The sequence below is a fragment of the Tamlana sp. s12 genome (assembly GCF_016767215.1).
GTDB lineage: Bacteria > Bacteroidota > Bacteroidia > Flavobacteriales > Flavobacteriaceae > Pseudotamlana > Pseudotamlana agarivorans.
Window position 1 is genome coordinate 3351714 of record NZ_CP068547.1, and the last position, 14156, is coordinate 3365869.

Below are 14156 nucleotides of genomic sequence, written 5' to 3' on the forward strand. Positions count from 1 at the left end.
CACTAACTTTCGGAGAAATAAAAACATTTTAAAATGAAAAAAATAAGCTTATTTTTTATTGCTATAGCGCTTAGTTTAACAGCTTGTAAACAAGAGAAAAAGGAATCAAAAACAGAAACTGCTACTGAAGTGGCGTCCACGGCAAAATTTGTGGTAAAACCAGAAGCTACTTCTGTAAAATTTACCGCTTACAAAACCACCGATAAAGTTGGGGTTGGCGGAGAATTTACTTCTGTTGAGTTTGAAGAGCAATCGGGAGACACCCCAGAAGAAGCTTTAAACAACTTGAATTTTTCAATTCCAGTAAGTAGTTTATTTACTAACGACCCAACAAACACGCGCGATGCAAAAATTAAAGCAGCGTTTTTTGGAGCTATGCTAGATACCGAATTAATTTCTGGAACGCTAAAGTTTGTAAATGGCTCTGCTATTGCCACTGTTAAAATGAATGGGGAAACACAAAACTTACCTATGGATGTTACCATTACAGATGAAAGACGCGTAACACTAACGGGTGTTATGAATCTTGCCGATTGGAAAGCTTTAGGTGCTTTAGAATCATTAAACAAAGTGTGTTTCGATTTACATAAAGGTGCTGATGGTGTTAGTAAAACTTGGGAAGATGTTGCTATTGAAGTGAATACATTTCTTCGTGAAAACTAGTTCAATTAACGCTCATATTTATAAAATGAATTAATCCTGTCATATTGAGCTTGTCGAAATATTTAGACCATAAAAATCAGCAACAGCTTCGACAAGCTCAGCCTGACAAATAAAATTTAAATCTCCATACAAACAATTTAACTATTAAGCATTGTAAACATCCTTCCATATATGGATTTAGACATTCTTGTTGAAAATTTTAAGAAAAAAGATGAGAAAGCTTTTGAGGCTTTATATAATATGTATAAAGACAGTATGCTAGGTGTTATCTACAATATAGTAAGGGATCATGATATTGCTGAAGAAGTGATGCAGGATGTTTTTATAAAAGCCTGGCATAAATCGGATACCTATTCTAGTCAAAAAGGGCGGTTTTTCACATGGATTTTAAACATTTCAAGAAACGCCGCCATTGATAAAACACGCTCCAAAAACTTTAAAAACTCCAAACAAAACCTAGATTCTAATTTTTTCGTAGATATACTTGAAACCAGTGAAAATTTAAATGATTCAACGGATGCCATTGGTATCTCTCAATATGTGGGTAAGCTTGCTAAAAAGTGTATCGAAGTTATAGAACTTCTCTATTTTAAAGGCTATACCCAAAATGAAGCGTCCGAAACCCTTGATATGCCTATTGGCACAATAAAAACACGAAATAGAAATTGTATTAAGGAACTTAGAAACATGGTTTTAAATTGATTATGGATATTAATGCATACATAGAATCCGGAATTTTAGAGCTATATGTAGCTGGAACCCTTTCTGAAAAAGAAAATCAAGAGGTTTATGCGCTTATGCAAAAACATCCTGAAATTCGTCAAGAAGTTTTAAATATTGAAGCCGCTATTGTTAAACTTACGGCAGCGACTTCACAAGGAAGTAATAACGTGAGTTATCAAAATATTAAACAAAAACTAGGTTTTGATGATTCTGAAACCCAAGTTATTCCTCTTAACAAACAAAAAAACAACTGGATTAGCTATTCTGGCTGGGCAGCAGCGCTTGTGTTGGGTGTTGGTTTACTATGGCTTATCAACCAGAATAATCAATTAAAATCTAGTATTCAAACCGCTGAAACACAGCAATCATTATTAGAAACTCAAATTGAAAATTCTAAAAATAATTTAGAAGAAGCTCATACATTAATATCTGTTTTACGTGATGATAATATTGCCAGAATTCCACTAAACGGACAAGGGAATTTTTCTAACACCTACGCCAAAGTGTATTGGGATAAAAATGAGAACCGTATCTTTTTAGATGCTCAAGGCTTACCTGAACCTCCTGAAGGTAAAGTATATCAGGTTTGGTCCTTAAAAATGAGTCCGTTAACCCCAACAAGCTTAGGCACTATTGACAACTTTAAAACAGACGACAATAAGATTTTTGAAATAGAAAACAGCCACGAAAGTGAAGCGTTTGGTATTACTTTAGAACCTGCTGGCGGAAGCAAAACGCCAACCATGGAACAACTATATACCCTTGGTGTTGTTAATGCCACTTAATATCTTTTTGTAGTTTCCATTTAGGAATAGGAATAAAAATTCTGTTTAAAACAGGATGAACCACTAAAGTAGTGTTTGCCTACTAAGTATCCTATTTTACTGAATAAGATACACCTAAGCGAAACCAAAAAAATACGGCATGCCCTATTTACGATCTCTGGATTGCCCCCTTGAACCTTATAATTTAATTGTTGAAGGAACCGAATTGAACATCCTGCATAGGGGAAACAAGAAACATATTAAAGTCTATTTTACTGCGAGAATCAAGCTTCATTCATAAACAATCGGCGAATAGCAAAAGCACTTATAATCGTTTTTAAATCTTATTAAAAAAAAAAGTGATCTATGGACATTAACAAATTACTAAAACAACAGCAAGCATTTTTTAATTCCAATAGCACTAAAAATATCGCCTTTAGAATTGAGCAGCTCAAAAAAATAGAATCCCTTTTACGCTCCAACGAAGCCTTACTTTACGAAGCCATTTATGAAGATTTCGGCAAATCGGAATTTGAAACCTATGTTACAGAACTGGCACTCGTTTATCATGAACTAGCAAACTTCATTAAGAACATTGGTAAATGGAGTAAAAAGCAAAGCGTCTCCACTGGTTTTGTAAACTGGCCTGGAAAAAGCTACGTTATTCCCGAACCTTTAGGTAACGTATTGGTTATAGGTGCTTGGAATTACCCTTATCAACTATCATTATTACCCGCCATAACAGCCTTAGCTGCGGGAAACACGGTTGTTTTAAAGCCTAGTGAACTTCCTAAGAAAACCTCGGAAGTGATGGTCAATCTCATTAACAATAATTTCCCCAGTGATTATTTTTGCGTCGTTGAAGGTGGTGTAGAAGAAACCACGGCATTGCTAAAACACTGCTTTGATAAAATTTTCTTTACAGGAAGTACAGCTGTTGGAAAAATAATTTATAAAGCTGCTGCTGAAAATTTAACACCTGTAACACTCGAATTGGGAGGCAAAAGTCCCACGTTTGTGATGGCCGATGCCGATATAAAGATGACGGCTAAACGTATGGTTTGGGCTAAGTTTTTAAACGCCGGCCAAACCTGTGTGGCACCCGATTATGTTTTGGTAGAAAAAGCGATTGAAACGGAACTTCTTGAAGCTATAAAAGCTGAAATTACCAAACACTATAACAGTGATTCAATCGAGGATAATTATTTACAAATTATAAATACGGCTAATTACGAACGCCTTGTTAAACTTCTGAATACCGATAACATTTATTTCGGCGGACAAACCAATAGTGAAAACAGGTTTATTAGTCCGAGTATTTTACACCAAGTCACCTTTGAAGACGAAGTGATGCAAGATGAGATTTTTGGCCCCATTTTACCCGTTATCGCATTCACAAATCTGGATGATGCCATAAAAAAAGTTAAGGAACGCCCTAAGCCTTTATCTTGTTATATCTATTCAAAAAACAAGAAAACTATTAATAAAATACTTCATGAAGTCTCTTTTGGTGGCGGTGCTGTTAATGACAGTCTCATGCATTTATCAAATAGTCATTTACCATTTGGAGGAGTTGGTTTAAGTGGCATAGGAGCTTATCATGGAAAAACAGGCTTCGATACTTTTACGCATCAAAAAAGCATTTTACAAAAACCCTTTTGGCTAGAGCCCAATTTAAAATATGCGCCATACTCCGATTTTAAATTGAAAATTATTAAATGGCTTATGGGATAAATACTTAACTTTAAAAAATCTGAAGAGCCAACCACAGTCATAAAAATCACCATGAATTACATCATAAACCCTTTAGTAAAAGTCTTTGATTTTAACGGAAAAGCAACTTTAAAAGAGTTTTGGCTGTTCTTTTTATTTTACTTGATTTCTGGTTTCATCGCTGTTATTCTATCAGCCGAGTTTCATATTGAAGCGTTACAAACCACATACCGATATCTTATGCTTATTCCTTTAACTAGTTTAGGTTTTAGGCGATTAAATGATGCTGGTTTTAATAAGTGGTTGTTTTTAATTCCGTTTGTAAATTTAATTTTAGCCGGAATTAACCGAAATAACTAAATATAGAGGTATCGTTTTTAACTTCATAACATCATTCATTTCAGCAAAACCGTATTCTTAACCATCACTATTTTGGCATCTTGAAGAAAAGCTTGTTCTTCATCTAAAAATTGATTGATTTTCTCTTCGGAGTCCATGATTTCAATAAGGTGTGGATGTTTATGGTGTTTGATTTCATGTTTCCCCCAATGCACACTTTGGTCGTTTAAATATCCCTTATTCACATTTAGGTGTAAAACTTGTTGCATGTTGAAATTTTTAGCTCGTTTCATCAATTCTTCTGAAAAATCTGCACCAAAATGACGCTTCCAAAACGAACTATTCTTCATTTTTTGTCCGTATTCAAAATAAATTCGAAGTGTGGTTAATGTCTTCATTTTTTAGTCCGTTTATTTTTTATTTCAGATAAATGCAAGCCTTTTTCCCTTAAAAAGACATTATTCTTAGGGCTTCCAATAATTTGAGAAGCATACACACCTGAGTGCCCTGAAAACAGGTAGGCTGTAGAACAAGCTAAGGCGATAAAAACACCAGATTCTATACCAAAAAGTTCAATCCCCATAACAGTACAAGCTATAGGTGTATTGGTGGCTCCGGCAAAGACAGCTACAAACCCCATACCAGCGAGTAATCCCATAGGTAAAGGGATAAACCAAATTAAAACATTCCCTAAAGTTGCTCCAATAAAAAACAAGGGGGTGACCTCGCCACCTTTAAATCCGGCGCCAAGTGTAAAAGATGTAAAAAGCAATTTTAAGAGAAAATCATAGGAATTCAAGTCTACGTTAAAGGCATCAACAATGGTGGGGATCCCCAAACCAATGTATTTTGTGGTTCCCATAAGGTAGATGGAGATCGCTAATATAACCCCACCTACAACAGGTCGTAATGGCGGATATTTAATAAACTTACCAAAAAGATGTCCCCAAAAATGTGTTGATTTGGAAAACAGCATCGCCACTAATCCGAAAATAATCCCGGCCAATAAACACCAAAGTAAATTTACAGGAGTCATTTCGGCAACTTCGGTAATGGTATAATGCGTGTGAGACACGTTCCAAATTTCACAAAAATAGTTTGAAAAAACGGCTGCCATAAAACTAGGAATAATGGCATCTAAACGAATGCGCCCTAAAACCAACACTTCTAAAGCAAAAATTCCGCCTGCTAAAGGCGTTCCAAAAACCGAAGCAAAACCAGCACTAATTCCTGCAATTAAAACGATTTTTCTATCGCGCTTTGAAAGGTTTAAGACTTTAGTAAATCGATCGGCAATAGCACCACCAATTTGCACCGCGGTCCCCTCTCGCCCGGCCGATCCGCCAAACAAATGTGTTAAAATGGTTCCGAAAAGTACCAAAGGCGCCATCCGAAAAGGAATGATTTTTTTAGGGGAATGAAATTCTTCAAGCAACAAATTATTGCCCTTCACGACGCTATTGCCGTAAAGATGGTAGGACAAGCCAATAATAAAACCTCCAAGGGGTAAAAACCAAATAATCCATTGGTGCGATTCCCTATAATCGGTGGCCCAATTTAAACTTATTAGAAAAAAGGCAGAAACACCTCCTACAATAACGCCTAAAACCAGACAGATTAACACCCATTTTATGAGGTACAACAAAGATGGAATTTGCTCTACGGACAACAAAAAATCTTTGATTTTATTTTTTTTCATATAGATTATATGATCAGCTTATTTCATTAACACCCTGTAAAACAACCATTAAAATCATCTAACAGAATCGTTCCTTGTAAAACGTATGGCTTACTTACAAGACAAATATAGGCTAAATAAATATTTTCGCTGAACACTAAAATTAGGGTGCTATTCTATTTTTAAAATAAAGAACCTTAACTTCGAATTAAATTGTTTAGCTTAATTTTGATTATAATAGGATATCACAATGAACAACCAAAACTTCTTTCTTAATCAAAACGAACCAAACAAAGCCTGCTTAATCGCTATGCGCGATATCTTACTAAATTTTGATGAAGACATAACAGAAACCACCAAATACGGTATGCCATGTTATTGTTATAAAGGCAAAATGTTCTGTTATATTTGGACCGATAAAAAAACCTCAGAACCATATTATTTGGTCGTTGAGGGGAAACGTATTGATCATCCGGAATTAGAAACCGGAAGTCGTTCTCGCATGAAAATATTACGAATAAATCCGAACAAAGATCTCCCCATAAACACCATAAAAGACATTATGACTATGGCTTTAGATTTATACAAAAATGGTATTATAAAAATTAAGTAGAAACTATATTTCGCTTAGAAAGTTTAAAGACCGTTTCACTGTAAGAATTAAGATTTGATTATTAATAAATGATAAACAGCATCATATTTATTAAAACCTTTAAAGTCTTATTCAAAAAAAGTGCTCAACACTTTTCAGCATTGAACACTTTTCAACCTCACAAAAACCCTAAAAACAAACACAATAATTAAGGTTTGGTAATATTTTTATTTTAATTGATTCCGTTTTCACGGAAGTGGAATTAAAAACGATATGTTACAGTGCCTTTAGCATAAAATGGTGTTCCTGGTGTGAAATGAATTTCGGTAACCGACTGTGGTTCATTTTGAAGTCTAGATTCCGTAGCAAACTGTGTTTCATTCCAGTCAACATCAAAAAGATTCTCTATTGCAACACCTATGGAAACTTTACCAATCGTATAATTCAGATTAAAATCGGTTACGAAATAGCCTTCAGCTACAATACTATTATCTTCATTAGCTGGTCTATCATCAATAAATCGGTATCGAATGGCGCCCGAAAACCCTTTCCAGTTATTTAGCGCAAGCCCTCCTGTTAGCGTAAAGCTAGGTGCTAAAGGAATATAATCTTCTCCTTTAGGCTCATCGATGCTTCTTGCTTTTGTTAGCGTGGCATCGGTATCGAAAAATAAAAAGTCATTGAACTGGTAACGCAAACCAAAATCCAAACCGTAGCGCTCAGTTCTTCCGCTAGGCTCCACAATTCCAGCATCACCAACATAAACAAACTCTTGCTCTAAAAATAAATACCACAGCGCCGTATTTAATACAAATTTAGAAGTAGGCTTCCAGATATGCCCCACATCAACGCCATAAGCTCTTGGTAAGATATCTTCAACTTGATTGCTTAACACCACTCTGCTGTCGTTTGAATGAAAACCTAATCCCGATTTCACATATAACTGTAAATTATCTTTCGCTGCATAGAAAAAATTAAGCTTTGGTGATGCTATCGTTTTTGTTTCAGCAAGCGTTTGGTAATTTGTTTGAAGTTCATCATTATACATAAACTTAAAATAATCGAATCGTAAAGCAGGAGCTATAGTTAGTTTACCAAACTCGAAATCGGCATTTACAAAAGCGCTAATATTGGTTTGATTGATATCGCCCAGTTGGATATATTCCAAAGTAGTCGTTCGGTTTAAGGTATGAGACAACTCGGTGTCGTTAGTAATATCTTGTCTCAAAGCAAAGCCCGATTCTAATTTGACATCGGTATTTCCTATGCGCGTATCATGATTTAAAGCTGTATTAAATCCGAAGACATCCCTGTTTTCAACTTGCTTAATTTGATCGCCATTGATAGGATCTTCAAGAAAAAAAGTAAAGTTAGAATACAGTTCGAATGCATTTCTTAAATAGAACGCATTGGTCTTTAACAGACTATTATCTGAAAGTTGTTTACTATATTCTACATTGATATTGGTGCGTTGTGTATTTCCGCCTTCGGTATCGTCTATAGCGCCGAAACGGGTGATATTACCATTATCAACTTCACGTTGTGGAATTTGTCCAGAAGCATCCCAACGGCTTGTGAAATGAGAAACGGTTAACGATAATTTATCATTTTCAGGTGAAAACATCACGTACTTTCCAAAAACATTAATGCGGTTAAAATTTTGAGGAGACTCAAAAGGGCCATCTGTTGCTAAATATTCTACCGCCATGTAAGCGTTTTGATTTTTGGTATGCTCCATCAAATCGAACATACCTAAAGTTCTTAAGGAGTTGAATTGCCCAACCGATAAGGTCACCGAGCTGTCACCTAAATAATCTTTAGTTGAAAAATCGATATAACCCGCGGTATCAAAATCACCTTTATCGCCATAATACGGTCCTTTTCCAAAATCTACTCCTTTTACGGTTTCTGGAATTAAAAAATGTAAATCGCTGTAACCTTGTCCGTGCGCATGCGACACCATATTTACAGGCATTCCATCGACCGAAATAGCCACATCGGTACCATGATCAATATCAAACCCTCTTAAAAATATTTGTTCGGCTTTTCCCCCTCCGGCATGCTGACCAATAATTAAGCCTGGAACTTTACGCATAATCTCTTGCGATGAATTTACAGGGTTGGTATTCAAATCTAACCTAGCTATGGTATTTAAAGGGTTTAATTCCTCTCGGATAACCAATTCCTCCAATTGAAATAATTTTTCTTGTAAAACAATCTGTAATTTGGTATCAAATGATGCAGGTTCTAAAACTAAAATTTGATTTTGATAGCCTAATAATCCAAATTTAATGGAGTCGCCAACTTTAGTGTTTTCTAAAATAAAACTGCCTGTTTCAGAAGAATGCGCATGACTTTTAGAATTCAAATTATAAATATAAGCGGCTTCCAGTGGCTGTTTTGATTCGTTGATAACAAAACCCTTAACTTGCTGTGCATGCAGCTTATTAAAAATTAAAATAACAACTAAAAAAACAAATGCGTTTAGGGTTTTCATACAATTCAAGGTTATATTTTATTTATGTTTACAGCCATTAGTGGGCCTAGTTCAAAAGTGCTTTCTAACAGTTCCTGTTTTAATGCTTTAGCTTCACTTATTTTTCCGTTAGCTTTATAAATTTGAGCTAAATGAAACAATATATTAGGCTCTGAAGTTTTCATTACGATATGGTTTTCGGCAACCGTTAATGCATTTTTATAATCGCCTTGGTTAAAATAAGTCCAAGCCAATAAATCGTAAGACTCTGGCGTTGGTCTATTTTCAATTTCATGTAAAGCCATTAATAAAGCTTCGGCGTTTTTTTCGGGAACTTCAGCAAATAGCAAAGCATTGTAAGCATTATACATATCACCATACAACGGGTTTTTAACCGCTTGTTTATACAAGTCTAGCTGCTGTTTTTCAAGCGTAGAATCTCCTTTAAACTGAGCAATTTCAGCTTTCAATAAATAATAATCTGGCGCCATATAATGTGCTGTAATACTGTTTAATATGCGTAATGCTTCGTCTGGTCTTTTTTCATGGGAATACACAATCCACGCAATGCCTTTTTTGGCATAAGCATCATTCGCATCAATCTTTAATGCTTTTAGGTAGTATTTGTAAGCTATTTCCACCTGACCAGCATGCCCGTAAAAATCGGCTAAATTAGTATAAACCCATTTATTTTTAAAAGGAATATTAGAAGATTCTATAATAGTTTTGGCTTGTTCCAAATATTTTATGGCGGCATCTAAATTTCCTTTGTGATCGGACCATTTTGAGAGTCGGATTAAATAATCGAAATCGGATGCTTTTCTAATCTTTTCAAGGTAAACCATTGCTTGATCATACTCGCCCAATTCCATATACACATCAAATAGCATTTTTTCTGAAGCTTTTAAATCTTCACCCTGAGATTCTGCTTGCTTTAATAACTCAAGCGCTTCTTTAAATTTGTGCTGAGAAATGTAATTTCTAGCCAAAGCCCTTAAATATCCTGCTTTAGAATAATGGGTAGCCTCATTAGCTTTTATTAAATAATTTTCGGCTGCAACTAAGGCTTCAATGCGTCCTGTTTTTTGAAATATTTGAGATTGTGATGCTGAAACTTTCACTAAATAAGGAAACTGGTTCGGGGCTTTTTCCAGCTTTGTTTCCCAAAAGTTGAAATCCTGAATCGTTTTTTCTAACATTTTATTCTCATCCGTTTCTAAATAGGCTTGATAGTCTTTTGTGCTGGTTATTTGCTTAGGTTGCATGTTACAGCTAAATTGAAGTAGCAATAAAAATGCAAAGCCAGTAAGTTGATAAGGTTTCATAATGTTTGTGTTTTAAGTTTTTGTTTCGGTTAAAAAAAAAGAGGCCATCTGAAAAGTATTTCTTCTACCATTTTAATCCATTCGAAAAAAGCAAGTTGTAGAAAACGAGTAACAGTTTCAACAAGCTTAACTTGACAAATCAAATTAAAATGATATTCAGACAGCCTCTACCTTATTTAGTGAGGAGATGCTAAATAAGGGAATGAGGACAAAAAGGCTTTGTCGTTGGCATCAACATTATCATTAGACAAACCTGGATTTTCCATAAAATCTTCACCACCAAAAATTAACAGCAGTTCAACAGTGATTACATCGTCGGTCAAGGCTCTACCAGTTAATACATTGGTGCCATCGTAAAAAGTAGTGGTTCCGTCTAAAGACACATTTAAAACATCGGTTGCTAATAATCCTGTAAATGCAGCAGCATCTTGACCTAAGGCATTCATGTCGCCATCGTTTGCAAAGGCTGGACTTAAAGCCATTAAGTTAGCTTGAAATTTACTTTGAAATGCCGCATCTTGATTAGACGGCACCGTAACATTAAACATATCTTTGTCGGCCGAAGCTACAAACACCGTGTTTATAGCAGGGCGTCCCATTTGATCTTCCTGAGTAAAGGTTCCAGAAAAATCAGGTCCAGGAGTTATCGATTGATTATCATCGTCGTTAGAACAATTGAATGCTGCAAGCGAAACGACTAAAGTTGCTAATACTATTTTTAAAGTTTTCATTTTAGTATATTTTTAAGTTGTTGTTATTATTTTCTTTTAGATCCTACCCAAGTATTGATTGAACCCATGTTTCCAATCATCGCTTTTGGAACCTCAACCACAATAGACATCACATTAGTCCCTGCGAAAGTATCTGCTCCAGGCGTGTTGAAACTTGATGCGTTACCTGCAATAATTTCTGAGTACTGTGCAAAATCCATAAAAAACGGATCGTCACGTGGCCCTGCGAAAAAGGACATGCCTGCATTTGATGTTATTTTCGGACTAGATCCATAAGCTGAAATATCAACTACACCGCCTGTTATAGCATTGGTTTGAATGGTACTTTTTAATCCTGTTTGAGAGGGTGCTACCGGACCAAAAAACCACATTTTACCATCTTTTGGAATGGCCTGAATAACGAGGTCTTCAACAAAATCGTTGTTGGTATCGATATTAAATTCTACCAATACATTTTCATCAAACATGGCTGTATCTGTCATAGCCGGACTTAATAAGCCTTGAAGGTTAGCTACAAAAACCAAATTATCTGTATTCTCGCCTTGAAAGGCGTAAAAATCGGTAATGTCGCTATTACCACCTTGTACCGCAGGCGCATCAATGTGATCGGCTGCAATAATGAAGAAACCAGCTATTGCGATGACTCCAATTCCTAATACTACTTTTAAATTTTTCATAATTTTGTTGAGATTTTTAAGGTTATTTTTTCACTCTCAAGCATACCTACGAAAAAAAGGAAATAGCGGTTTTGTTAAAATTATGTTAAAGAAATTAATACGGTGATAATTTTGAAAAGCATTACTTTTACAGCAAAATAGATTGTAGCAAACCATGAACCCATCATCTGCAGGCTGGATAAATAAATTACTTAAAGAGCTTTCTAAATTCAACCTCTTTTTAAAATATGATGAAGAGGAATTTTACATGACGTTAAGGTCTTGCGGATTTATTTATGGAAATAACCTAGATGTTGTTGCACAAAGTCTTCCCAAGCGCGATTTAACTGAAGAAGAAGTTTGTAAAACCAACTTGGTTTTGGCCTTGCTATATGCGCATGAAAATTCTAAAAGCAAGCAACCTTTTATTGAAAGTGTTATTAATTTTTACACCGACATTAATGAAATAAAAACATCTTTATTTCAAGATATTTTAGGAGGAAAAAAGTCTAGTGAACAACTGGAACGACTTATCCATAAACGCATCCATATTAACGACAATATCCTTACTAAAAACTTCAACTATTTTGTTATTAATGCTTTACTATATGTTGATGTTTTAGCCTATACCGAATATTTAAAAAACAACCGTATTTCTGTTGAATACCTAAAAGATATTGAAGCCTCGATTGTAGCCATAACTTTGGGCGTTTTAAATTCTAAAGAAATTAAAAATAAATATGATGCAAGTTTAATCAAGCTGTTTGAATCTTCACTTAGATATCATGATAACAGCCATATTGATTACAACAAAGCCTTAAATCATCTTCATACCATCCGAGAAAAGCAGTATATTCTAGATTTAGCTTGTATGGCTACTTGGGCTGATGAAATGATTGATACCGACGAACACTTATTTTTAGAAAAATTAGGTTTGGATATGGGATTGCGATTATCTGTTATTCACCAATCTATAAAATCTGTAAATCAGTTTTACACAAAAAACAAAGCTCATATTGCCCTTTTAGCGTCCTCTAATATTGTACAGACCTTTTACAACAACTCAAGTAAGATGGTTTTCAAACTCATTACTAGAAACAGTAAACGTTTATACCATGAAATACGGGAAAGCAAGGAACTTATGGTACTCATTACACAGTCTACAGTTAGAGATTTAACCAAGGAAGAGCAAAAAAAGGTTCAGGAACAGCTTTTGGATATTTTTAAATCCATACCAAGTTTAGCTATATTTTTATTGCCTGGAGGTGCTATTTTGCTTCCTCTAGTGATTAAATTCATCCCTAATTTATTGCCTTCTGCCTTTGATGAAAATAGGATTGAAGAGTAAATAGTCGCCATAATCGAAATTTTTCGTTTAGATTTACGGCAACAAGTAAACTAAATCGAACACATGGCCTCATACACTATTCAAGAAATTAATGCTATTATTAAAGGCGAATTAATTGGTAACACGGATATCCTTATTGAAGGTCCGGAGCAATTAAAAAACGCCAAAAATCATCATATTACTTTTATTGGAAGTGCAAAATACGCTAAACTTTGGGAAACTACGGAAGCAAGTGCTGCCGTTATAAATGACAATTTAAACATTGAACCTGGCGATAATCGGGCGTTAATTAAAGTTCCTAATGCCGATTTGGCTATGGCTAAAATATTAGAGATGTTTAGTCCGCCAACACCAGAATTTGAAGTTGAAATACACCCAACAGCGGTAATACATGAAACTGTAGTTATTGGTGGTGGTTGTAAAATTGGAGCGAACTGTTATATTGGTCCTAATGTGGTGTTAGGTGATGAAGTAACCCTCTACCCTAACGTTTGTATTTTCGACGAAACCATTATTGGAGATTCTACAACCATTTGGTCTGGAACGGTTATTAGAGAGCGTTGTATTATAGGAAGTCATTGTATTTTCCATACCAACGTGAGTATTGGTGCCGACGGATTTGGTTACCGACCAAGTGATGATGGCCGCGGATTAACTAAAATCCCACAAATTGGAAACGTTGTTATTGGTCATTATGTAGAAATTGGAGCCAATTCTTGTGTCGATCGTGCCAAATTTAGTGCTACGATTATTGGTGACGGTTGTAAAATAGACAATTTAGTTCAAATTGCTCATAATAGCGTTATGGGGCGTTCCTGTATTATGGCTGGGCATAGTGGCCTTGCAGGTTCGGTTACTTTAGGAGATGGTGTTATTATTGGAGGTAGTGCTTCTATTAAAGATCATACCACTATAGAATCTGGAGCAACTGTTGGTGCAGGTTCTGGGGTTATTGGTGATGTTAAAGCGGGTCAAACCGTATTAGGTTACCCTGCACAAGACTCTAGAGAAATGCTAAAACAGTGGGTTGCTTTGAAGCGATTGACTAAAAAATAGAAAACTTCCTTATTAGTATAAACAAAAAAAGCCCGTTTAAGATGATAATCAATCCTAAACAGGGCTATTTTCATAGTGACTAACTACAAAAT

Annotated in this window: 14 protein-coding genes; 8 read left to right on the forward strand and 6 right to left on the reverse strand. The window is 35.2% G+C overall.

Features of this window, described 5'->3' with window-relative positions; genetic code table 11:
- Positions 1–33 precede the first annotated feature (33 nt).
- From JJL45_RS14445 to JJL45_RS14465, 5 genes are all read left to right on the forward strand, one after another.
- Positions 34–663, forward strand: a complete 630-nt coding sequence (locus JJL45_RS14445; protein ID WP_068603678.1) for a YceI family protein — start codon at positions 34–36, stop codon at positions 661–663.
- Between the two features lie 171 nt (positions 664–834).
- Positions 835–1365, forward strand: a complete 531-nt coding sequence (locus JJL45_RS14450; RefSeq protein WP_067149741.1) for an RNA polymerase sigma factor — start codon at positions 835–837, stop codon at positions 1363–1365.
- Between the two features lie 2 nt (positions 1366–1367).
- Entirely contained in the window at positions 1368–2171 is an 804-nt protein-coding gene (locus JJL45_RS14455; protein WP_068603680.1) for an anti-sigma factor domain-containing protein, read from the forward strand.
- A 345-nt stretch (positions 2172–2516) separates the two neighbouring features.
- A complete protein-coding gene (locus JJL45_RS14460; protein WP_068603682.1) occupies positions 2517–3884 on the forward strand; it encodes an aldehyde dehydrogenase in 1368 nt (455 codons plus the stop codon).
- A gap of 51 nt (positions 3885–3935) precedes the next feature.
- Positions 3936–4223 (forward strand): DUF805 domain-containing protein, encoded by a 288-nt coding sequence (locus tag JJL45_RS14465; RefSeq protein WP_068603684.1) that lies wholly within the window; start codon positions 3936–3938, stop codon positions 4221–4223.
- 35 nt (positions 4224–4258) lie between these two features.
- On the opposite strand, the gene JJL45_RS14470 is transcribed toward JJL45_RS14465, so the two are convergent.
- Together JJL45_RS14470 and JJL45_RS14475 are read right to left on the reverse strand one after the other, a co-directional pair.
- Positions 4259–4600 carry a DUF190 domain-containing protein gene (locus JJL45_RS14470; RefSeq protein ID WP_068603686.1) on the reverse strand — a complete coding sequence of 114 codons (342 nt, stop codon included), beginning with the start codon at positions 4598–4600 and terminating at the stop codon, positions 4259–4261.
- Positions 4597–5901, reverse strand: a complete 1305-nt coding sequence (locus JJL45_RS14475) for a voltage-gated chloride channel family protein (RefSeq protein ID WP_068603688.1) — start codon at positions 5899–5901, stop codon at positions 4597–4599. Before JJL45_RS14475 ends, JJL45_RS14470 begins: the two co-directional genes overlap by 4 nt.
- Before the next feature lie 229 nt (positions 5902–6130).
- On the opposite strand from JJL45_RS14475, the gene JJL45_RS14480 reads away from it, so the two are divergent.
- The gene (locus tag JJL45_RS14480; RefSeq protein WP_068603691.1) at positions 6131–6493 is read left to right on the forward strand and encodes a DUF1801 domain-containing protein; all 363 of its coding nucleotides are present in this window, start codon (positions 6131–6133) and stop codon (positions 6491–6493) included.
- 241 nt (positions 6494–6734) lie between these two features.
- Here the strand turns inward: JJL45_RS14480 and JJL45_RS14485 are convergent, their stop codons facing one another.
- The 4 genes from JJL45_RS14485 to JJL45_RS14500 all read right to left on the reverse strand — a co-directional run bounded on the left by JJL45_RS14485 (position 6735) and on the right by JJL45_RS14500 (position 11681).
- Positions 6735–8969 carry a TonB-dependent receptor gene (locus tag JJL45_RS14485; protein ID WP_068603692.1) on the reverse strand — a complete coding sequence of 745 codons (2235 nt, stop codon included), beginning with the start codon at positions 8967–8969 and terminating at the stop codon, positions 6735–6737.
- 11 nt (positions 8970–8980) lie between these two features.
- Complete coding sequence (locus JJL45_RS14490) at positions 8981–10273, reverse strand: tetratricopeptide repeat protein (protein ID WP_068603694.1); 1293 nt, start codon at positions 10271–10273, stop codon at positions 8981–8983.
- A 176-nt stretch (positions 10274–10449) separates the two neighbouring features.
- Entirely contained in the window at positions 10450–11004 is a 555-nt protein-coding gene (locus tag JJL45_RS14495) for a DUF4331 family protein (RefSeq protein WP_068603696.1), read from the reverse strand.
- 26 nt (positions 11005–11030) lie between these two features.
- Positions 11031–11681 carry a DUF4331 family protein gene (locus JJL45_RS14500; RefSeq protein ID WP_068603698.1) on the reverse strand — a complete coding sequence of 217 codons (651 nt, stop codon included), beginning with the start codon at positions 11679–11681 and terminating at the stop codon, positions 11031–11033.
- Positions 11682–11835: 154 nt separating this feature from the next.
- Here JJL45_RS14500 and JJL45_RS14505 point away from each other — a divergent pair, with 154 nt between their 5' ends.
- Positions 11836–13008 (forward strand): LETM1-related biofilm-associated protein, encoded by a 1173-nt coding sequence (locus JJL45_RS14505; protein ID WP_068603700.1) that lies wholly within the window; start codon positions 11836–11838, stop codon positions 13006–13008.
- Between the two features lie 63 nt (positions 13009–13071).
- The gene (gene lpxD, locus JJL45_RS14510) at positions 13072–14064 is read left to right on the forward strand and encodes a UDP-3-O-(3-hydroxymyristoyl)glucosamine N-acyltransferase (protein WP_068603701.1); all 993 of its coding nucleotides are present in this window, start codon (positions 13072–13074) and stop codon (positions 14062–14064) included.
- Positions 14065–14156: the final 92 nt, after the last annotated feature.